19 protein-coding genes are annotated in these 20,642 nt (G+C 64.2%); 9 read left to right on the top strand and 10 right to left on the bottom strand.

The genetic code is table 11. The features are described from left to right. The first annotated feature begins 88 nt into the window (after positions 1 to 88). Entirely contained in the window at positions 89 to 1,042 is a 954-nt protein-coding gene (locus AXW67_RS16700) for an IS481 family transposase (RefSeq protein WP_063675718.1), read from the top strand. 107 nt (positions 1,043 to 1,149) lie between these two features. Here the strand turns inward: AXW67_RS16700 and argG are convergent, their stop codons facing one another. From argG to AXW67_RS16730, 6 genes are all read right to left on the bottom strand, one after another. Then, positions 1,150 to 2,487 (bottom strand): argininosuccinate synthase, encoded by a 1,338-nt coding sequence (argG, locus tag AXW67_RS16705; RefSeq protein WP_063678763.1) that lies wholly within the window; start codon positions 2,485 to 2,487, stop codon positions 1,150 to 1,152. A 94-nt stretch (positions 2,488 to 2,581) separates the two neighbouring features. Continuing rightward, positions 2,582 to 3,358 (bottom strand): phosphatase PAP2 family protein, encoded by a 777-nt coding sequence (locus AXW67_RS16710; protein ID WP_063678764.1) that lies wholly within the window; start codon positions 3,356 to 3,358, stop codon positions 2,582 to 2,584. Positions 3,359 to 3,415: 57 nt separating this feature from the next. Then, positions 3,416 to 3,910, bottom strand: a complete 495-nt coding sequence (locus tag AXW67_RS16715; protein ID WP_063678765.1) for a hypothetical protein — start codon at positions 3,908 to 3,910, stop codon at positions 3,416 to 3,418. A 169-nt stretch (positions 3,911 to 4,079) separates the two neighbouring features. Next, positions 4,080 to 5,282 (bottom strand): dual-specificity RNA methyltransferase RlmN, encoded by a 1,203-nt coding sequence (rlmN, locus tag AXW67_RS16720; protein WP_063678766.1) that lies wholly within the window; start codon positions 5,280 to 5,282, stop codon positions 4,080 to 4,082. 184 nt (positions 5,283 to 5,466) lie between these two features. Then, on the bottom strand, positions 5,467 to 6,102 hold the full coding sequence (locus AXW67_RS16725) for an invasion associated locus B family protein (protein WP_027555359.1): 636 nt from the start codon (positions 6,100 to 6,102) through the stop codon (positions 5,467 to 5,469). A 113-nt stretch (positions 6,103 to 6,215) separates the two neighbouring features. Then, on the bottom strand, positions 6,216 to 7,055 hold the full coding sequence (locus AXW67_RS16730; RefSeq protein ID WP_063678767.1) for an SDR family oxidoreductase: 840 nt from the start codon (positions 7,053 to 7,055) through the stop codon (positions 6,216 to 6,218). 253 nt (positions 7,056 to 7,308) lie between these two features. Here AXW67_RS16730 and AXW67_RS16735 point away from each other — a divergent pair, with 253 nt between their 5' ends. From AXW67_RS16735 to AXW67_RS16745, 3 genes are all read left to right on the top strand, one after another. Then, complete coding sequence (locus AXW67_RS16735; RefSeq protein WP_027555357.1) at positions 7,309 to 8,283, top strand: NADPH:quinone oxidoreductase family protein; 975 nt, start codon at positions 7,309 to 7,311, stop codon at positions 8,281 to 8,283. Positions 8,284 to 8,782: 499 nt separating this feature from the next. Beyond that, positions 8,783 to 9,661, top strand: coding sequence for a hypothetical protein (locus tag AXW67_RS16740; RefSeq protein WP_063678768.1), 879 nt, complete (start codon positions 8,783 to 8,785; stop codon positions 9,659 to 9,661). Between the two features lie 18 nt (positions 9,662 to 9,679). Further along, positions 9,680 to 10,846 (top strand): TAXI family TRAP transporter solute-binding subunit, encoded by a 1,167-nt coding sequence (locus AXW67_RS16745; protein ID WP_063678769.1) that lies wholly within the window; start codon positions 9,680 to 9,682, stop codon positions 10,844 to 10,846. Between the two features lie 234 nt (positions 10,847 to 11,080). Here AXW67_RS16745 and AXW67_RS16750 read toward each other — a convergent pair whose 3' ends face one another. Next, positions 11,081 to 11,470, bottom strand: coding sequence for a YkvA family protein (locus AXW67_RS16750; protein WP_063678770.1), 390 nt, complete (start codon positions 11,468 to 11,470; stop codon positions 11,081 to 11,083). An 88-nt stretch (positions 11,471 to 11,558) separates the two neighbouring features. Continuing rightward, on the bottom strand, positions 11,559 to 11,861 hold the full coding sequence (locus tag AXW67_RS16755) for a 4a-hydroxytetrahydrobiopterin dehydratase (protein ID WP_027555353.1): 303 nt from the start codon (positions 11,859 to 11,861) through the stop codon (positions 11,559 to 11,561). Between the two features lie 147 nt (positions 11,862 to 12,008). On the opposite strand from AXW67_RS16755, the gene AXW67_RS16760 reads away from it, so the two are divergent. Both AXW67_RS16760 and AXW67_RS16765 read left to right on the top strand, forming a co-directional pair. Further along, complete coding sequence (locus AXW67_RS16760) at positions 12,009 to 13,454, top strand: TAXI family TRAP transporter solute-binding subunit (protein ID WP_082907919.1); 1,446 nt, start codon at positions 12,009 to 12,011, stop codon at positions 13,452 to 13,454. Between the two features lie 237 nt (positions 13,455 to 13,691). Continuing rightward, positions 13,692 to 15,239 carry an alkaline phosphatase D family protein gene (locus AXW67_RS16765; protein ID WP_063678771.1) on the top strand — a complete coding sequence of 516 codons (1,548 nt, stop codon included), beginning with the start codon at positions 13,692 to 13,694 and terminating at the stop codon, positions 15,237 to 15,239. Positions 15,240 to 15,245: 6 nt separating this feature from the next. Here AXW67_RS16765 and AXW67_RS16770 read toward each other — a convergent pair whose 3' ends face one another. Continuing rightward, complete coding sequence (locus AXW67_RS16770) at positions 15,246 to 15,638, bottom strand: response regulator (RefSeq protein WP_201723677.1); 393 nt, start codon at positions 15,636 to 15,638, stop codon at positions 15,246 to 15,248. Between the two features lie 185 nt (positions 15,639 to 15,823). Here AXW67_RS16770 and AXW67_RS16775 point away from each other — a divergent pair, with 185 nt between their 5' ends. The 3 genes from AXW67_RS16775 (at position 15,824) to AXW67_RS16785 (ending at position 20,128) form a co-directional block, all read left to right on the top strand. Beyond that, positions 15,824 to 16,594 (top strand): Crp/Fnr family transcriptional regulator, encoded by a 771-nt coding sequence (locus AXW67_RS16775; protein ID WP_063678773.1) that lies wholly within the window; start codon positions 15,824 to 15,826, stop codon positions 16,592 to 16,594. Positions 16,595 to 16,871: 277 nt separating this feature from the next. Further along, the gene (gene typA / locus AXW67_RS16780; protein WP_027555348.1) at positions 16,872 to 18,698 is read left to right on the top strand and encodes a translational GTPase TypA; all 1,827 of its coding nucleotides are present in this window, start codon (positions 16,872 to 16,874) and stop codon (positions 18,696 to 18,698) included. Positions 18,699 to 18,880: 182 nt separating this feature from the next. Next, a complete protein-coding gene (locus AXW67_RS16785) occupies positions 18,881 to 20,128 on the top strand; it encodes a flavin monoamine oxidase family protein (RefSeq protein ID WP_063678774.1) in 1,248 nt (415 codons plus the stop codon). A 58-nt stretch (positions 20,129 to 20,186) separates the two neighbouring features. Here AXW67_RS16785 and AXW67_RS16790 read toward each other — a convergent pair whose 3' ends face one another. After that, positions 20,187 to 20,594 carry a thiol-disulfide oxidoreductase DCC family protein gene (locus tag AXW67_RS16790; RefSeq protein WP_063678775.1) on the bottom strand — a complete coding sequence of 136 codons (408 nt, stop codon included), beginning with the start codon at positions 20,592 to 20,594 and terminating at the stop codon, positions 20,187 to 20,189. Positions 20,595 to 20,642 lie beyond the last annotated feature (48 nt).

Here is a 20,642-nt window from a genome sequence, read left to right on the forward strand (position 1 = left end):
TAGCTTTGGTGTCTCAGGAGGTTGTCCATCTGGTCTGAACCGAGGAAGCTGAGGTTGCGAAGCTTCAACGTTTCCACGGAGAGACCAGATGAACGTCCACAAGAATGCGCCTTTGACGCCCACAGGTCGAGAGGCGATGGTGCGAGGCGTGGTCGAGGACGGACTGAGCCAGGCTGCCGCGGCTGACCAGTTCAACACGACACCGAAAACGGTAGCCAAATGGGTCGAGCGGTTCCGCGCAGCAGGTGTCGAGGGATTGCGTGATCGTTCCTCCAGACCCCTTTCATCGCCAAGCCAAACCCCGCGGGCCACGTGCGAGGCCGTCGAGGCGTTGCGCCGGCAGCGCCACACCGGCAAGCAGATCGCAGCCGAGGTTGGGCTGTCACGGGCCACCGTCAGCCGCATACTCCGCCGCCTGGGATTAAGCCGGACACGCGATCTGGAGCCGGCCGAGCCGGTGCGCCGCTACGAGCGCGAGCAGCCCGGCGAGCTGATCCATATCGACATCAAGAAGCTCGGCAGGTTCGTCAGACCCGGCCACCGCATCACGCACGATCGTCAGAAGGGTGAAAGCCGCGGCGCCGGCCACGAGTTCGTCCACGTGGCGATCGACGATGCATCGCGCCTGGCCTTCTCCCAGATCCGGCGTGATCAGAAAAAGGAAAGTGCCATCGCCTTCCTCAGGGAAGCCGTCGCTTACTACCGCAGCCTCGGTATGAAGGTCACCGGCATCATGACCGACAATGGCTCTTGCTACCGTGCCAAGGCCTTCGCCAGAGCGTGCGGGAAGCTCGGCCTCAGGCACATCTTCACCAGACCATATCGGCCCCAAACAAACGGCAAGGCCGAACGCTTCATCCAGACAGCGCTGCGCGAGTGGGCTTACGCTCGCTCCTACGACACCTCAGACCAGCGCGCCAAAAACCTGCCAATCTGGCTTCAGCACTACAACTGGCATCGCCCACACGGTAGTTTGCAAGCCAAACCACCCATCAGCCGCCTCCGTCTCCCGGAGGACGACCTGTTGAGATTCCACAGTTAGCGAAGCGTAACCCACCACTGTCTGTCTCCCCGGAAGCGAAAGAGGTGGGTTACGCCGAGCGGACTGCGCTTCGCGCAGCCGCAGGGGCTAACCCACCCTACGCATCGTCAGCCCTTGTCGCTCTCGAGCCGAAATATCTCCGAGCCTTCGCTGCCCGACAACAAGCCGGTGTCGGTGTAGAGCTTCAGCTTGGTGCGGGTGTCCGCGATGTCGAGATTGCGCATCGTCAACTGGCCGATGCGATCGGCCGGCGTGAACGCCGCGTCTTCCACCTTCTCCATGCTGAGCCGCTCCGGCGCATAGGTGAGGTTCGGGCTTTCCGTATTCAGAAGCGAATAATCGTTGCCGCGGCGCAGCTCCAGCGTCACCTCGCCGGTGACGGCGCGCGCGACCCAGCGCTGCGCGGTCTCGCGCAGCATCAGCGCCTGCGAATCGAACCAGCGGCCCTGGTAGAGCAGACGGCCGAGGCGCAGGCCGCTGATGCGGTACTGCTCGATGGTGTCCTCGTTATGGATGCCGGTGACGAGCCGCTCATAGGCGATGTGCAGCAGCGCCATGCCGGGCGCCTCGTAGATGCCGCGGCTCTTGGCCTCGATGATGCGGTTCTCGATCTGGTCGCTCATGCCGAGACCATGGCGGCCACCGATGACATTGGCTTCGAGGAACAGCGCGACGGGATCGGCAAACGTCTGACCGTTGAGCGCCGTTGGCTGGCCTTCCTCGAAACGCACCACGACCTTCTCGGCCGTCACGGCGCAGTCATCGCGCCAGAACGGCACGCCCATGATCGGATTGACGATCTTGATGCCGCTGTCGAGGCTCTCGAGATCCTTCGCCTCATGCGTGGCGCCGAGCAGATTGCTGTCGGTCGAATAGGCCTTCTCGGCGCTCATCTTGTAGGCAAAGCCCTGGGCGGTCATGAACGCCGACATTTCGGCGCGGCCGCCGAGCTCGTCGATGAACTGCTGGTCGAGCCAGGGCTTGTAGATGCGCAGGCTCGGATTGGTTAGAAGGCCGTAACGATAGAAGCGCTCGATGTCGTTGCCCTTGAAGGTCGAGCCGTCGCCCCAGATGTTGACGCCGTCCTCCTTCATCGCGGCGACCAGCATCGTGCCGGTCACGGCGCGGCCGAGCGGCGTGGTGTTGAAGTAGGTGATGCCGCCGGTCGAGATGTGGAATGCGCCGGACTGGATCGCGGCGATGCCCTCATGGACCAGCTGCGTGCGGCAATCGACGAGCCGCGCCTTTTCGGCGCCGAACTCCATCGCCTTGCGCGGGATCTCGTTGTAGTCGGCCTCATCCGGCTGGCCGAGATTGGCGGTGTAGGCGTAGCAGCGCGCGCCCTTCTGCTTCATCCAGAGCAGCGCAGCGCTGGTGTCGAGACCGCCCGAGAAAGCGATGCCGACTTTTTCTCCCTTGGGCAGGCTTTTCAGGATCGTGGTCATGGGGCTTCCAATCGGGTCTTAAAGGGCTGATGTCATTGAAGGGTTTGACCGCGCGAATATCAAATTTCGCGCGCCGGAGCACGCGTTTAATGGCTCAGAGCGAGGCTGCGGGGCCGGTTTTGCCACCGAACAGGCGCAGGCGAAGCCGGTAGGCGGGCCAGGCCAGCCGGGTCAGCGCCGCATCGACCGCCTCGTCCGACAGCCGTGTCCGCGGCCAGCGGTAAATCAGTGCGTAGGCGAACCAGATCACGACGAAGGTGACGAGGCCGGCAATCGCCACGTCGGTGAAGAAATGACCGCCGAAGGCCATGCGGAGCCCGCTGGTCACGGCGCCGAACACCACTGCTCCGGCATAGGCGAGCGGCCGCCACGCCGGCGGAACCAGCGCGGCCGGCGCCAGCGTCCAGAACGCGGTCGCGCCCTCGCCGGAGAAGAACGAGCAGTTGCGCGCACAGTTGCCGCGCGGGTCCCACCACGGGACGAATTGCAGGTCGCCGGCGAACTCCGTCACCACGACCGGACGCGGCCGGCCCCAATAGGTCTTGAAGGCAAGATTGGTGAGTATCCCGGCCGACAGCGTCAGCGTCGCGAGCAGGAAGATCATCGCGCGCCCCGAGACCATCAGCGGCCGGTCGGGACGGATCAGCTTGACCACGAGCGCCACCAGCGAGGGCAGCGCGAACGCCCAGGCGACCCACATCGCGGCGTCACGCGCAAAGCCGGCCCAGCCGTTCAGCTTGAGCGGAAAGGTCCTTGCTTCGGGATCGAAGAACAGCGATGCGAGCTTGAGATCGAGTTCGGGATAGAGGCCGAAGACGACGCCGATCACGAGCCAAAGCGCCAGGGCGATGAAGAGTCCAGTCCGGTTCATGGCGCGCGGTTTAGCGGAGTGGAGAGGAGATGGAAACCCTCGTCAGCCATCACGCAACTACGGCGCGTCCGGCCGAGAATTTAACGGCAGCGGCGGTGGCGGCTTGCGCGAGGGCGGCGGATGGCGCCAGGCACCGGCGTTACGGCCGGCGATCAACCAGTAGACGACGCCCGCGACGATGCCCGCCCCTGTCATGATTTCCAGATGGCGCCGCACGATGCCTTCGAACTGCATCGTCTCGGGATGGAAGGGCACGAGGCCGAGATAGCAGGCCAGCCCGACGAGGCCACCGCCGACCGCATAAGTGAGCACGCTGCGGATGTAGAGCGCTTCGGTGATCGCCACGATCACCATGGCTGGCACCAGTGCGAAGCCGGAGACGAAGATGAAGCCGAAGCCGAGCAGGATGTCGATCGTGCCTGCATCGACGGGACCGGCGCCAAGATCGGAGAATTCCGGGAACAAGAGCGCACCGACGACGATCATGCCTCCCACCACGCAGGAGGCGAGAAAGCCGATGAAGATCACGACGAGGCGGCCGATCAGTGGCATAGCGGGAGAGCCAAAATTGTCGTCATTGCGAGCCACCGGGTCCGCGCAAAGCGCGGCCCGATGACAGGCTCCGCGAAGCAACCCAGAAACGGGTCCGCGGAGACGCCTGGATTGCTTCGTCGCTGCGCTCCTCGCAATGACGAAGCTGCGATAGCGCAGGCATATTCTGCTAATCCGTCATCGCCATGGCGCGCAGCGCCTGGCGCTCGCGGGCCGAGAGCTTTTCGGTCTCCGACTTGAGCTGGCCACAGGCCGCGAGAATGTCGCGGCCGCGCGGCGTGCGCACCGGCGAGGAATAGCCGGCGTTGAAGATGTATTCGGAGAATTTTTCGATCTGGTCCCAGTCCGAGCATTCATAGGCCGTGCCCGGCCATGGATTGAACGGAATGAGGTTGATCTTGGCCGGAATGCCCTTGAGCAGCTTCACCAGCAGCTTGGCATCGTCGAGCGAATCGTTGACGCCCTTGAGCATCACATATTCGAAGGTGATGCGCCGCGCATTCGACGCACCCGGATAGTCGCGGCATGCCTGCAGCAATTCTGCGATCGGATATTTGCGGTTGAGCGGCACGAGCTCGTTGCGCAGTTCATCACGCACCGCATGCAGCGAGATCGCGAGCATCACGCCGATCTCGTCGCCGGCTCGCACGATGTTCGGCACCACGCCGGAGGTCGACAGCGTGATGCGGCGGCGGGAGATGCCGATGCCTTCATTGTCGCCGACGATGAGCAGCGCATCGCGCACCGCGTCGAAATTGTAGAGCGGCTCGCCCATGCCCATCATCACGATGTTGGTGACGAGGCGCGTGCCGTTCTCGCGATCGGCCCAATCGTTGAGGCGATCGCGCGCTACCATCACCTGGCCGACGATCTCGCCGGCGGTGAGGTTACGCACCAGCCGCTGCGTGCCGGTGTGACAGAACGCGCAGTTCAGCGTGCAGCCGACCTGGGAGGAGACGCAGAGCGTGCCGCGATCGGTCTCGGGAATGTAGACGCATTCGACCTCGTGCGCCTTCTCGACATTGTCGCCGCTCGGCAGCCGCAACAGCCATTTGCGGGTGCCGTCGTTCGAAATCTGCTCGGCCACGACCTCGGGCCGGTCTACGGTGAAACGCTCCGACAACTCGGTACGGATGGTCTTCGAGATCGACGTCATCTCGTCGAAATTCCTGGCACCACGGAAGTAGATCCAGTGCCACAATTGCTGCACGCGCATCTTGCGCTGCGCCGGCGCCACGCCGATCTCGCCGAGGCAATCGGCGAGCTCGCTGCGCGACAGTCCGATGAGCGACGGCTTGGCCGGCGGCACATAGGTCTCGAGCGGAGTCTTCTCCACCAGTGTTGCGTTGTGCGGCTCGGCAGTCGACTGCATTGAATGGACCTGGAGGTTATCTTGGTCGTTCCGGGATGGTCCGAAGGACCAGACCCGGAACCTCGAGATTCCTGGTTCGATGCTTCGCATCGCCCCGGAATGACGGAATACAGGAAGCGTATAGCGCTAATGGCGCCCCTTATACAGCGACTGAGACCGCGATTACGACTAACCGCCTACAACTCTACCGCCGGCAATCCTGGGCGATCTTGTCGAGTGCCTGGGCGAGGCCCTTCAGCGAGAAGGTATCCGTCGTCTCCGTACCCTTGGCCGAGACGCCCTTGACCACGAGATCGGCGGATTTGCGCATCGCCTCGACCATCCGCTCCTCCTCGGCCGCATTCTTGATCCAGAGGCCGTCGCCCTGCGTGTACATGGCGAAGGCAGCGCCGCCGACCTCGACCGTCGATTCCGAGCCCGGCTTCAGGGCGTAGCCGATCATGACCGAGACTTCGTTGTTTACCTTTTCCGCCGGCCGGGTCGAGACGAAGGCATAGGCGGGGTCACGCGGCCGATTCGGCGGGTTGGTTTTCGACGATGCGGGCTTTGCCAGCGCAAAGCAGACCTTTTTGCCGTTGGGCGTGGCGGAATACGCTCCCCAGGTGCCAAACTGGCCGATCAGGGTCGGCTCGGCGCCGCCGGCAACCGCCGCGGGAGGCGCCACCGGTTTGCTCTCGGGCTTGGCAGCCGTCTTTGCGGCCGGAGCGGCGGGTTTTGCCGCTGCCTTTGGCGCCGGTTGCGCCGTCTGCGCGCGCGCGGAACCCATGGTTCCCCACGCCGCCACGCCAGTCACCAAAGCTAAAACAAGCACCCGCCACATGCCCGAGTGGTTCCCTCAATATTGTGACTGGAAGATGGCTCGCGTGAATCGTGTCCCCAGCCAGGGATAGCGGGGAAAGCCTAGCTTGGGAAGGCAGTTAGCGGGACATGCGGCTAGCTGCGGGTGCGTGCGGCACGCTGCTCGGCCCATTGAGAATCGGTCCAGCGCAACAGGTCCTCGGCGCCGGAACTGCGCAGATGCGCGCCGCCGTCGATCACCACCATCTCGCCGTTGATGTAGCCCGCGCGGTCCGAGACCAGGAAGCTGGCGAGGTCGGCAAGCTCGCTGTGCTCACCGGTACGGCCGAGCGGATTGCGCGATGCCCACCCCTCGTCGCGGGCCTCCGGGCGGAGCTGCCCGGAGGCGCCGGCGGTCGGGAACGGCCCCGGTGCGATCGCGACGGTGCGGATGCCCTTCGGGCCCCATTCCACCGCAAGGCTTTTGGTCATCGCCAGCACCGCCGACTTCGCCATCGCGGACGGCACGGTGAAGGCCCGCCCCGTGATGGTCGAGGTCGAGAGGATCGAGAGCACGACGCCGTCATACCTGCCCTCGATCCAGCGCTTGCCGGCCGCGAGCGTGCAATACATCGCGCCGTGCAGCGTCGGCGCCAGGATCGCATCCGCGGCGCGAAACGACAGATGCTCGCTCTGCGCAATGAAGGTCGCGGCAGCGTTGTTGACGAGAATGTCGAGCGGCGCCGCGCGCCAGATCGCGTCCATCATGCCGTCGACGGCGGCACCGTCACGGATGTCGCAAGCGATGGTCGTGACCTTGCCGCCGGTCTGTTCGCGCATCTCCGTCGCAGCTGCCTCCAGCCGGTCGAGCTTGCGGCCGCAGATCACGAGCTCGGCGCCGAGCGCGAGGAAGCGCCGCGCCATCGCGGCGCCGAGGCCCGAGCCGCCACCGGTGACGAGGATGCGCTTGTCCCTAAGCAGACCTGTTTCAAACATCGTTTGAATCCTCCCTTCGATACTCCCGTCATTGCGAGCGCACCGAAGCAATCCGGACTATTTCCGCGACACGGATTCTGGATTGCTTCGAGGAGCCTGTCTTCGGGCCGCGCTTTGCGCGGACCCGGTGGCTCGCAATGACGAGGATAGGCCAGAGCGCCACACTCGACAAAGAAACCGGATTGTCGCCCGACGCTAAATCCGGCAGAAACAGGCAAACTATAATTCTGTCTGAAACGCTTCAGGTGCCGCCATGAAAGCCATCCTCTGCACGCAATATTGCCAACCCGACGATCTCGTTCTGGCCGATGTGCCGGATCCGGTGGCGGGTCCCGGTGAAGCGGTGATCGCGATCAAGGCCGCGGCGCTGAACTTCTTCGACATCCTGATGATCCAGGGCAAGTATCAGATCAAGCCGCCCTTCCCGTTCTCACCGGCCGCCGAGGTCGCCGGTGTGATCGAGAGCATCGGCCCCGGCGTTACTGATCTCAAAGTCGGCGATCGCGTCGTTGCGTCCTGCGGTCATAACGGCGCGCGCGAGAAGATCGCGCTGCCGGCGGCATCGATCGTGAAGATTCCCGACAATCTCGACTACGACCGCGCGGCCGGCATCATCATCATCTACGGCACGGCGCTGCATGCGCTGGAAGATCGCGCGAGCCCGAAGCCGGGCGAGACGCTCGCGGTGCTTGGCGCGGCCGGTGGCACCGGCCTTGCGGCTTGTGAGCTCGGCAAGCTGATGGGGCTGAAGGTGATCGCCTGCGCCTCGTCCGACGAGAAGCTCGCCTTCGCCAAGGCGCATGGCGCCGAGCTGACGCTGAACTATGGCAAGGAAGATTTGAAGGAAGGCCTGCGCAAGCTCACCGACGGCAAAGGCGTCGACATCATCTTCGATCCCGTGGGCGGCGCCTATGCCGAGCAGGCGCTGCGTTCGATCGCCTGGGAAGGCCGCTTCCTCGTGATCGGATTTGCCGCCGGCGACATTCCGAAGATGCCGCTGAACCTCGCGCTGCTGAAGGGCTGCGACATCCGCGGCGTGTTCTGGGGCGCCTGGACGCGGCTCAACCCGGCGAAGAACCGCGCCAATCTCGAGAAGCTGGTGAAGTGGACGGCGGAAGGAAAGATTTCATCGCATGTCGACCGCACCTTCCCGTTGGCACAGACCGCGGATGCGCTGAAGGTGCTCGCCGGCCGCCAGGCCATGGGCAAGGTGATCCTTCATCCCTGAGGTGATGCTGGCGTTACCGCGCCGGTGCCCTCAACTGTCATCGCCCGCCTTGTGCGCAATTGCAAACGGGGCGGGCGATCCGGTATTCCGGAGTCAGCAGAGATCTAGCCGGGAAGCCGCAGGATACAGGATGCTCCGGTCCCGGCTCCGCCAAGGCCACGCCGGGCCACAAGGTCGCGCGGCCGCCGAAGCTTCAGCGAAGACGGCAAGCGTGGGCATGACGGCAGGGTGTGCGACAAGTGCGTGACAATCCCAGAGGGTATTTGGGCGCCGCGGCATGGTAAAGTGGCCTCAACCACTGCGAGCAAAATTATGGTGCATTTCGTCTCGCCGCCTAAATCAAACCTAAATTTTTCCAGATTCGCACAAACGGCTGTCGTTTTTTGGGCTGATTCAAACGGCGATTTACCGGTTCCAGTTTGCCGGGGCGCTTCTGGACAAAAGCAAGAAAACTGAAGCGGGAATGCCCCTGCGTTGCGTAATAATGGGGAGCATAACCATGGAGACGACGGCGTACCGCGCGTCCAGGGAATCGAGCGCGTTCGGTTCCGATGAAGCCGCATCTTACCCTTATATCCGTGCGCGCGCCGCACGGGCTGACCTTTCACCGGACGATCCGGTTCCACTTTTTCTGTCCGATCCGCTCAGCGCGCCGGACCCAGAAGAATTCGCGCCACTGGTGTTGCAGCCCAGAGGCAGGATCGTCCCGCGGATCCTCGCCGCCATTCTGGTGGCGTCCGCCGCGGTAACTTTGGGCGCGGTATTTCAGTCCGACCTTCGTAACCTTGTCGTCTCCTATGCCGGTGGCCTGGCAGGTGCAGCAGACCAGGCCATGGCGGCGGCCAATCCGCTGCCCGCAAAGCCGCAGACGCCGGTCAAGGATGCGGCCCGCGTGAGCGACACGAAGCTGGCGAGCGCCGACGCGCAGGATGTCGCTGCACCGTCAACGCCGAGCCGCGAAGCGATCGCGACCGCCTATCAGAACGCGCTGCAAGCCCAGACGCCCACGCCGGCGCCCGCGCCCGTCGCGGCGCAGCCTGCGCCTGTGCCTGTGCCTGCGCCTCCTCCTCCGCCCGCCAAGGCACTCCCTGCCAGGACGCTCGATGCCGAGACGCTGGCCGGGCTGATGACGCGCGCGAAGAGCCTGTTGACGGTCGGCGATATCGTTTCCGCGCGCTTGCTGCTCGAACGGGCGGCGAATGCACAGGATGCGACCGCGGCGTTTCTGCTGGCGCAGACCTATGACGCGGCGGTGCTCGGCACCAACGACACGCGGAGCATCACCGCCGACGCGACGGTCGCGCGCGACTGGTACCAGAAGGCGGCGGGTCTCGGATCGGCAGAGGCGCGGCAGCGCCTCACCCAGCTTCAGAACTAGAACTTTTTAGAGGATATCATGCGTAATGCTTTGAGAATGGCGCTGGCCGCCATCATGACCGTCTGTGCCTTCGCAGCACGCGCCGACCAGACCGAATACGATCCGGCCAAGGTTTCAGACAGCCTGAAGGCCATCTTCCAGTTCGGATCGAGCTCGACCAAGCAGGCGCTGAACGCCAACACCGTCACGCTGATCACCGGCACGATCGGCGGCACCTATGTGCAATTCGGCGCCGACCTCGCGTCCGTGCTCGACGACGGCAACAAGATCCGCGTTCTGCCGATCGTCGGCCGCGGCTCGGTGCAGAGCGTCGCCGACATCCTGTTCCTGCAAGGCGTCGATCTCGGCGTCGTGCGTGCCGACACGCTCGACTATCTCGAGCGCAAGGGTTTTGCCAAGGACATCAAGAAGCAGTTCACCTATGTGACGAAGCTCTACAACGAAGAGATGCAGGTGATCGCGCCGAAATCGATCGCCACGCTCAAGGATCTCGAAGGCAAGACGGTCAGCGTCGACCTGCCCAATGGCGGCACCTTCGTCACCGCGCTCACGGTGTTCGAGCGGCTCGGGATCAAGGCGAATTTCGTCTATATCGAGCAGCGGATCGCGATGGAGAAGCTGAAGGCCGGCCAGATCGACGCCGTCATCGTGGTCGGCGGCAAGCCGTACAAATCGGTCTCGACCTTCAACAATGACGGCCGCTTCCATCTCGCAGGCGTGGATTATGCAAAGCCGCTGCAGAGCGACTATCTGCCGGCGACGCTGACGTCCAAGGACTATCCGAACCTGATCAAGGAAGGCGAGACCGTGGACACGATCGCGGTGCCTGCGGTGCTCGCGGCCTATAATTGGGCGCCGAACACCGAGCGCTATCGCAAGCTGTCGCTGTTCGTGGACGCGTTCTTCACCAAATTCCCCGCGCTGCAGAATCCGCCGTTCCATCCCAAGTGGAAGGAGGTCTCGCTCGCGGCGCCGCTCGCCGGCTGGAGCAGGTTGCCCGTGGCGCAGCAATGGCTCGACAAGCATGGCATCGAGCCAGTGACGCGGCAGCGCTTCGAAGCGTTCCTGAAGCAGAATCCCGCGGCCGCAAAGGTGTCCGACGCAGAGAGGGAAACGCTGTTCAAGCAATTCCAGGCCTGGGACGCCGAGAATGCGCGGGCGCAGGCGAAGCCGGAGAAGAAGTAAGGGGCGTCATTGCGCGGAGCGAAGCGACGAAGCAATCGAGACTGTCGCCGCGGAGACATCTCTGGATTGCTTCGCTTCGCTCGCAATGACGGGCTTGTGGTGCGCGCCGCCCACACACACGACGTCATCGCCCGCCTCGTGCCCAATTGCGCACTGGAGCGGGCGATCCAGTATTCCAGAGACACTGCGAGGATACAGAGGCCGCGGCGCACGACAGTGGAACGTGCGGGTTCGTTACGACGCAGCTTCCACTTCCGCTTCACTCACGCCACGCTTCAGCGCAGCGCGCGCGGCTTCGCGATGCTCATTCGTGATGTGGCCGGCGACCAGACGAATGGCGGTGGCGAGCACGGCGGCGTCATCGGTGAAGCCGAGCATCGGCATCATGTCGGGGACGAAGTCGAACGGCAGGATGAAATAGGCGAGCGCGCCAAGCAGCGACGCCTGCACGTGGCGCGGCGTCTGCCTGTCGAAGGCGCAGTAATAGGCGGCGAGCAGATCCTCCGCGAACGGCAGACGCGCGACGACACGCTTCAGCTTGCGCCAGAAGCGGCGGCGCACGCCTTCACGATCTTCCGCGAGCCGATCGGCCGGCTCGAAGCCGACACTCTGTTCGGCGGACATGGTCAAACTCCCCGTTCAGCCCGGCGCGGCGGATCGCCGCATCCGGTGCTGATCACAAGATGGGGATGCCGCCGCCCCCCGCAAGACGTCAGGTAGGTGTAAGCTTGGCGATCGCGTTCATCGCTTTGGCGAGCTCGATGTCGCGTGCCGTGACGCCGCCGGCGTCATGGGTCGCCAGCACCACCTCGACCGTCTTGTAGACGTTACGCCATTCGGGATGGTGATCCATCTTCTCGGCGACCAGCGCCGCGCGCGTCATGAAGCCGAAGGCTTCGTTGAAATCCTTGAAGACAAAGGTCTTCCCGATCGCCTCGCGGCCCCCCAGCTCGGCCCAGCCCGGTATCCCGCTCAACGCCTGCTTGCGTGCATCTGCCGACAGCCGCTCTGCCATGATCGCCTCCGTCCTTCAGCGGAACTTTACCCTAACACCGTGCTGGCGCCCGGGTTCATCCGGATTTCGTCCGCTAACCATGACGCAGATGTAACCCGCGCTGGACAGGAAATTTGCTACAATTACGGGCCTAAATCGCCGGCCAAGATGAAACCGAGCCTGAAACGCCTGTTTGGAAGATCGATGACCGGGGGTCTGGACCTCGCCGAAGCGCCCACGCCGCCTTCGCCGCGATCCGCGGCGCGGAAGACGGCGCTCGTGTCCCTGGCTTTGGTGCTCGCGATCGTCGGCACGCTCGCCGGCGGCTACTATTTCGCGATGCGGCCGGTCACGCTGAAGATCGCGGTCGGCCCCGCCAACAGCGATGACGTCAAGGTCGTGCAGACGCTGACGCAGGCCTTCTCGCAGAGCAAGGGCTACGTGCGGCTGCGCCCGATCCAGACCGAGGGCGCGACTGCAAGCGCCGACGCGCTCGCAGCGGGCAAGGTGGATCTCGCCATCGTGCGCGGCGATCTCGACGTGCCGAAGAACGCGCAAGCCGTCGCGACCCTGCGCAAGAACGTCGTCGTGCTGTGGGCCGTCGCGGGCAAGGGCAAGAAGAAGGGCGCCAAGATCACCAAGATTGCGCAGCTAGCCGGCCGTCGTGTCGGCGTCGTCGGCCGCACGCAGGCCAACGTCAATCTGCTCAAGGTGATCCTGCAGCAATACGGCGTCGATCCCGCCAAAGTCGAGGTCGTGCAATTCCCGGCCAGTGAGGTCGCCGAGGCGATCAAGGCTCAGAAGGCCGATGTCTATCTCGCGGCCGGTCCGGTCAACAGCAAGATCACGTCGGACGCGATTGCGGCATCGGTCAAGGAGGGCGGTTCGCCGACCTTCCTCGCCATCGATTCCGCCGATGCGATCGCGCAAAACCATCCGGCCTATGAATCCGCCGAAATCCCCGCCGGCACCTATGGCGGCTCGCCCGACCGTCCCGACGAGGAGGTCAAGACGATCAGCTTCTCCCATCACATCGTGGCGCGCAAAGGCCTGTCGGAGACCACCGTCGCGGCCTTCACCCGGCAGCTCTTCGCCGTGCGTCAGCAATTGGTGGCGGAGTTCCCGCTGGCGGCGAAGATCGAAACGCCCGATACCGACAAGGACGCCGTGATTCCGGTGCATCCCGGAGCGGCCGCTTTCGTCGACGGCGAGGAAAAGACCTTCCTCGACAAATACAGCGACTACATCTGGTGGAGCCTGATGGCGCTCTCCGCCATGGGCTCGATCGGCGCCTGGTTCGCGGGCTATCTGAAGAAGGACGAGCGCGACAGCAACAGCCACCTGCGTGAGCGACTGCTCGACATGATCGCCGCCGCGCGGAAGAGCGAGACCACCGAAGAGCTCGACCAGATGCAGGCCGAGGCCGACGACATCCTGCGCGACACGCTGCGCTGCTTCGATCACGGCGCGATCGAGGAGAGCGCGCTCACGGCTTTCAACATCGCGCTCGAGCAATTCCACGTGGCGGTCGCCGACCGCAAGGCGCTGCTGCTCAGCATGCCGGCAAGCCTGCAACGCGCCGGCGCGCAATTCCGGGCCGCCGGCAACGCGTAAGCACTTGCGCGCGTTATTGCTGCGTCACATTGTCTCAATATAGCTTTCGTGGTCATTCCGGGGCGCGCGACGCGCGAACCCGGAATCCATCGAACCGCATAGGCCGGGAGGAATGGATTCCGGGCTCGCGCCTAACGGCGCGCCCCGGAATGACGAACGTAAGAATCCGCGGAAACCAGGTACTCCCACCCGGGATGTCGGTGCTGTCTGCGACGCCCCTCTCGAAACGAACCCGCCATGACAATCAAATTCTCCCGCCGCCGTTTCCTCTCGACCAGCGCCGGTGCACTTGGCGCGATCGCGATGCCGCATCTGTCGCGCGCGGCCGACCGGCCGGCGATCACCCATGGCGTGCAATCCGGTGACGTCACCGTCGACGGCGGCGTGGTCTGGGCCCGTGCCGACCGTCCGTCGCAGATGCTGGTCGACGTGGCAACGACGGAGTCGTTCAAGGACGCCCGCGCGCTGCCGCCGATCGCGGCGCTGCCTGAAAGCGACTTCACCGCGAAGATGCTGCTGGAAAACCTTCCCGCAGGCCAGGACATCTTCTACCGCGTCCGCTTCCGCGACCTCTCCCACACCGCGATCGAAGGCGAGCCGGCGGTCGGCCGCTTCCGCAGCGCGCCGGCCGATCGCCGCGACGTCAGCTTCGTCTGGGGCGGCGACGTCGCAGGTCAAGGCTGGGGCATCAATCCCGATGATGGCGGCATGTTCACCTTCTCGGCGATGCGCAAGCACCGTCCGGATTTTCTGCTGCACTCGGGCGACACCATCTACGCCGACGGCGTGATCCCGTCCGAGGTCAAGCTCGCCGACGGCAAGATCTGGAAGAACGTCACGATCCCCGAGAAGGCCAAGGTCGCCGAGACGCTGGACGAGTTTCGCGCCGCGCACAAATACAATTTCACCGACGACAACGTCCGCGCCTTCAATGCCGAGGTGCCGATCTTCGTGCAGTGGGACGATCACGAGGTGACCAACAACTGGTCGCCGTCGAAAGAGCTGCCCGCGACCTACAAGGAGCGCAACATCACGCTGTTGGCGGCGCGCGCCGCACGGGCCTTCCACGAGATGTACCCGATGCGCGAGAGCATCGTGGAGCCGGGCCGGGTCTATCGCCAGATCTCCTACGGCCCGCACCTCGACGTGTTCGTGCTGGACGAGCGCAGTTATCGCGGCCCGAACGGAGCGAACCAGGAGACGGCTTACGGCCCAGCGGCCTACTTCCTCGGGCCGGATCAGATGGCCTGGCTGAAGCGCGGCCTGCTCAACTCGCGCGCGACATGGAAGGTGATCGCCTCCGACATGCCGCTCAGCCTGATCGTCTATGACGATGCGGCGAACAAGAAGGGCTCGGAGGCCTTCGCGCAAGGCGACGGACCGCCGCGCGGTCGCGAGCTCGAGATCGCCGATCTCCTGCGCTTCATCAAGATGGCGCCGATCAGGAACACGGTGTGGCTGACCGCAGACGTGCACTACGCCGCCGCGCACTATTACGACCCGAACAAGGCACAATTCCAGGATTTCGAACCGTTCTGGGAATTCGTCTCGGGCCCGCTGCACGCCGGCACCTTCGGTCCGAACGAGCTCGACAACACGTTCGGGCCAGACGTGCGCTTCATCAAGGCGCCCGGCCTCGACAAGCAGAACCTGCCGCCGTCCGCCGGCATGCAGTTCTTCGGTCACGTCAAGATCGATGGCGCGTCCGGTCAGATGACGGTGACCTTGCGCGACCGCGCTGATGTCGCGCTGTGGTCGACTACACTGGACCCGATGCCGGCCTGATGCGCCTCAGCGCGACCTAGCGGCGCGCACCTGCAGCGCCGCCTCCAGCGCGTCGCTCGAACACGGTTTCTGCAGTCGCGCCCGTTTGGAAAATTCCGGCGGAATGCTTGCTTCGGCGCCATAGCCGGTGACGAAGACGAACGGGATCTTCAGCACGACCAGGCGTTCCGCGATGGCAAAACTCTTCTCGCGGACGAGTTCGACATCGAGCAATGCAAAATCGGGTGCGCGCTTCGCGATCGCCTGCAGCGCCTGTGCGACCGAGGCCACTGTCCGCACACTCTTCACACCGAATCCCATCAGGCGATCCTCGAAATCGATCGCGATGATCGGATCGTCCTCGACGATCAACACATCGGCGGGAACGCCGGCCAAGTCGTCCGGGAGAGCAGGTTCCATGATCCTGGTTATCGAAGGCTGCATTTTTTTCGGGTCAGGACAGCCTCAGCCCGACGCCCGCGCCCAGCGCATCGGAGGGTTCCCGGAACAAAGCTCACCACAGAGCCGTTTTTACGTCTGTCCACTTGTGCACACAGCCGACGAACGGACCTCGCTAATGTCGAAAGGAGAGCAGGGGACATACGATGGATGCACGCACGGGCAAGGCATTCGCGGTCGATGGTCGACCTGCCAACAATCTGCTGCGGTGCTTGAGCGCGGCGGATTATGCGCTGCTCGCGCCGCACGTCGCGTTTGAGAACGCTGCGGCAAGTGATCTGCTCTACAATCCCGGCGACGATGTCCAGGTCGTGCATTTTCCCTGCGGGCCATCGCTTGCCACCTTCCTCGTACCGAACGAGGACGGCCGCGACGTCGAGACCATTCTGGTTGGCCGTGAAGGTGCAGTCGGCGGCATCGTCAGTGAGGGGTTTCTGCCGGCCTATACTCGCATCTGCGTGAAGTTCGGCGGGCCGTTTGCACGCATCCATGTCGGCAAGCTGGAAGCGGCCAAATTGCATTCGCCATCGTTGCGCAACGTTTTCGCGCGTTACGCCGATTGCTTGCTGGCGCAGATCTTCCAGTCGACCGCGTGCAACGCCATCCACTCGATCGAGCAACGGACCGCAAAGTGGATTTTGGCGGCGATGGAGCGGACCGGCGACGAGAGCAGCGTGCCGCTGACGCATGAGCAGCTCGCGACCCTGCTCGGTGTCGGTCGCAGCTATGCCAGCCGCGTCCTCCAGTCATTCAAGGCGGAGGGCATTCTCGATACCCGCCGCGGCTCGATCCTGGTCCGGAGCCGCGACGGCCTGCGCCTGCGCGCCTGCCTGTGCAATGACGCGGTCAAGACCCATTTCGAGGAGGTCCTGCGCGGGGTCTACCCGACCGAGAAGGCGGATCGGAGCCCGGCCTGAGGCCGGAACGCCGGCCAAATCCCCCGACGCCCCGCTAAGCCCCGGGGATTCCCGGACAAAATTCAGTCAACCAACCGCGTAAGAACGCATTGTTTTTTGGCGTTTTTTGCCTATATTGCGCTGCAAACGCGTAGGGTGCCCGGCTGGCTGGCCGGGTTTCCTTTTTGGGCCGAAAGCGCCCCCGTTTCCTGTCTTCCAGCGTTGTTTCGAGAAGAGGTCCCGGTCTGACCGGCGAGATCGCGCTTAACCCATTGTTCGACCGCAAAGAAGCTCCCTCATGAACCTTCGCAACGTCGCCATCATCGCCCACGTCGACCACGGCAAGACGACCCTCGTCGACCGCCTCCTCCAGCAATCCGGCACGTTCCGCGAGAACCAGAAGGTGACCGAACGCGCCATGGACTCCAACGATCTGGAGCGTGAGCGTGGCATCACCATCCTGGCCAAGGCGGCCTCGGTGCAGTGGAAGGAAACCCGCGTCAACATCGTCGACACTCCCGGCCACGCCGATTTCGGCGGTGAGGTCGAGCGCATTCTCAACATGGTGGACGGCGCCCTGGTGCTGGTCGACGCCGCCGAGGGCCCGCTGCCCCAGACCAAATTCGTGGTCTCCAAGGCGCTCAAGGTCGGCCTCAAGCCGATCGTCGTCATCAACAAGGTCGACCGCCCCGACGCGCGCCCGACCGAAGTCATCAACGAGGTGTTCGACCTGTTCGCCGCGCTCGACGCCAGCGAGGAGCAGCTCGATTTCCCGATCCTCTACGGGTCGGCCAAGCAGGGCTGGATGGCCGAGAGCCCCGAGGGTCCGAAGGACAAGGGCATGGAGCCGCTGTTCGACCTGATCCTGCGCCACGTCGCGCCGCCCAAGGTCGAAGAGGGCCCGTTCAAGATGATCGGCACCATCCTGGAGGCCAATCCCTATCTCGGCCGCATCATCACCGGCCGAATCTCGTCCGGCGTGCTCAAGCCGAACCAGCAGGTCAAGGTGCTGAACGCCGACGGCAAGCTGGTCGAGTCCGGGCGCATCACCAAGATCCTGGCGTTCCGCGGCCTCGAGCGCACGCCGCTCGATGAAGCCGAAGCCGGCGACATCGTCGCCATCGCGGGCCTGACCAAGGGCACCGTCGCCGACACCTTCTGCGATCCCACCGTCGAAGTGCCCTTGCCGGCGCAGCCGATCGATCCGCCGACCGTGTCGATGTCGTTCATCGTCAACAACTCCCCGCTCGCCGGCACCGAAGGCGACAAGGTGACGAGCCGCATGATCCGCGACCGCCTGCTGCGCGAGGCCGAAGGCAATGTCGCGCTGCGCGTAGTCGAGGCCGCCGACAAGGACGCGATGGAAGTGTCGGGCCGCGGCGAATTGCAGCTCGCGATCCTGATCGAGACCATGCGCCGCGAAGGCTTTGAGCTCTCGGTGTCGCGCCCGCGCGTGGTGTACCAGAAGGACGAAGCCACCGGCGCCACCATGGAGCCGATCGAGGAGGTCGTGATCGACGTCGACGAGGAGCATTCCGGCGTCGTCGTGCAGAAGATGAGCGAGCGCAAGGCCGAGCTGATCGAGATGAAGCCGTCCGGCGGCAACCGCCAGCGCCTGGTGTTCTACGCGCCGACCCGCGGCCTGATCGGCTATCAGGGCGAGCTCCTCACCGACACCCGCGGTACCGCGATCATGAACCGCCTGTTCCACGGCTATGCCCCGTACAAGGGCGAGATTCAGGGCCGCCGCAACGGCGTCCTGATCTCCAACGACCAGGGCGACGCGGTGGCCTACGCCATGTTCAAGCTGGAAGACCGCGGCCCGATGATGATCGAGCCGGGCTGGAAGGTCTATCGCGGCATGATCGTCGGCGAGCACACGCGCGACAACGATCTCGAGATCAACGTGCTCAAGGGCAAGCAGCTCACCAACATCCGCACCACGTCCAAGGACGAAGCGGTGCGTCTGACGCCTCCGATCAAGATGACGCTGGAAAAGGCGCTCGCCTATATCGAGGACGACGAGCTCGTCGAGGTCACCCCGAAGTCGATCCGCCTGCGCAAGAAGCACCTCGATCCGAACGAGCGCAAGCGCGCGGAAAAGGCCAAGGAAGCGGTGGCGTAAGGCCACCCCGCTGTCATTCCCCGCGAAAGCGGGGAATCCAGTACGCCGCAGCTTCTCCGTATTCCTCACCGCCTCTGGACTAATGAACCACCCGCTCCAGTGCGCAATTGCGCACCAGGCGGGTGATGACGCTCACGTTGTGGTGGCTTCAGCGCGCATTGCGAACGTGCTAGAGGCAGCGCATGAGCTCCCTCCCCTCCTCAGTCGACGTCGCGATCATTGGTGCCGGCGCTGCCGGGCTCGGCGCGGCGCATGCACTGAAGGATTCCGGCCTGTCCATGATCGTACTTGAAGCGCGCGACCGCACCGGCGGACGCGCGTGGACCGTGCAGGCCTCGCCGGAGGTGACGTTCGACGTCGGCTGTGGCTGGCTGCATTCGGCGGACAACAACTCCTTCGTCCCGATCGCCAAACGGCTTGATTTCGAGATCAACAAAGACCTGCCGCCATGGCGCGAGCGCGCCTATGGCAACGCTTTTCCGCAAAGCGAACGCGACGAATTCATGCGCGCGATAGACGCATTCTATGAACGTCTTTGGGAGGCCGCGCAAAAAGGCAAGGACGAGCCGGCGAGCCAAAGCCTTGAGCCCGGCAATCGCTGGAACCCGATGATCGATGCGATCTCGACCTACATCAACGGCTGCGAACTGAAGGATATGTCGACGCTGGACTGGGACGCCTATGAGGACAGCAACCTCAACTGGCGCATCCGCCTCGGCTATGGCGCGCTGATTGCGGCCTATGGCGAAAACTGCCCGGTGGCGTTGAACTGCAATGTCGCGCTGATCGATCATTCCGGCAAGCGCATCCGTCTCGAAACATCGCAGGGCACGCTGACCGCGGACAAGGTGATCGTCACCGTTCCGACCAATTTGATCGCTGACGAAGCAATTCGCTTCTCGCCGCCTTTGCGCGCCAAGGTCGATGCCGCTCGCGGCCTGCCGCTCGGCGTCGACGACAAGGTGACGCTTGCACTCGACGGCGCGGATGCCTTCCCGAAGGAAGGAAACCTGCGCGGCGCGACCATGCGCACAGAGATGGGCACCTATCATATCCGCCCGTTCGGCCAGCCCTGTATCGAGGGCTTTTTCGGCGGCAGTTTTGCGCGCGAGCTGGAAGACGCCGGTGATGGTGCCATCGCTGCGCACAGCATCAACGAGATCGCCGGCTTCCTCGGCAACGACATCCGCCGCAAGCTGAAGCCGCTCTATGAGTCCCGCTGGGCCCTGGATCCCTTCGCACGCGGCTCCTATTCGCACGCCCTGCCCGGCCGCGCCGGCGACCGCGCCATTCTGGCCGCGCCGGTCGACGGCCGGTTGTTCTTCGCGGGGGAAGCGACGTCGCCGAACTTCTTCACGACCGCGCACGGGGCGCGGGACAGTGGGGAGCGGGCGGCGAAGGAAGTGCTGGCAGCGATGCCGAAGACGTAGCAGCAGACCCCGTCATTGCGAGCCACCGGGTCCGCGCAAAGCGCGGCCCGATGACAGGCTATTCGATCACCCGCGCCCGTAAATCGGCATCTGGCACGAAGCACGCATCGTACTTGCCGAAAATGCGGTAGCGGTTGCGCGCGATGAGGCTGTACACGGTATCACGCAGCGGCTTCGGCACGGCAAGCAGCGCGCGCACCCAGCCCCAACCGGGGAGCTGCGACAGCACCGTCAGCGCAGCGTCTGACTTCAAGAATACCTCGCCGCCGTGAACTACGGCGTTGGTGTCGGGATCCTCAGGATCAATCCCGAACGTCTTCGCCAGCCGCGATCCGTAGTCCGACTGAATCGGCGTGAAACGGAAACGCTTCGCCGTATCGCGCTGCGCGACGAAGCGGACCCAGCGCGAGCAGAAGATGCAGACGCCGTCGAACAGGATCACGTCGTCGTCGGGCCATTTGGGCATCAGGGTCTCTTTCTTGACGCGTTTTCTTCCCGCGAACCGGTGACCACT

It is taken from the genome of Bradyrhizobium neotropicale (assembly GCF_001641695.1).
Classification (GTDB): Bacteria; Pseudomonadota; Alphaproteobacteria; order Rhizobiales; family Xanthobacteraceae; genus Bradyrhizobium; species Bradyrhizobium neotropicale.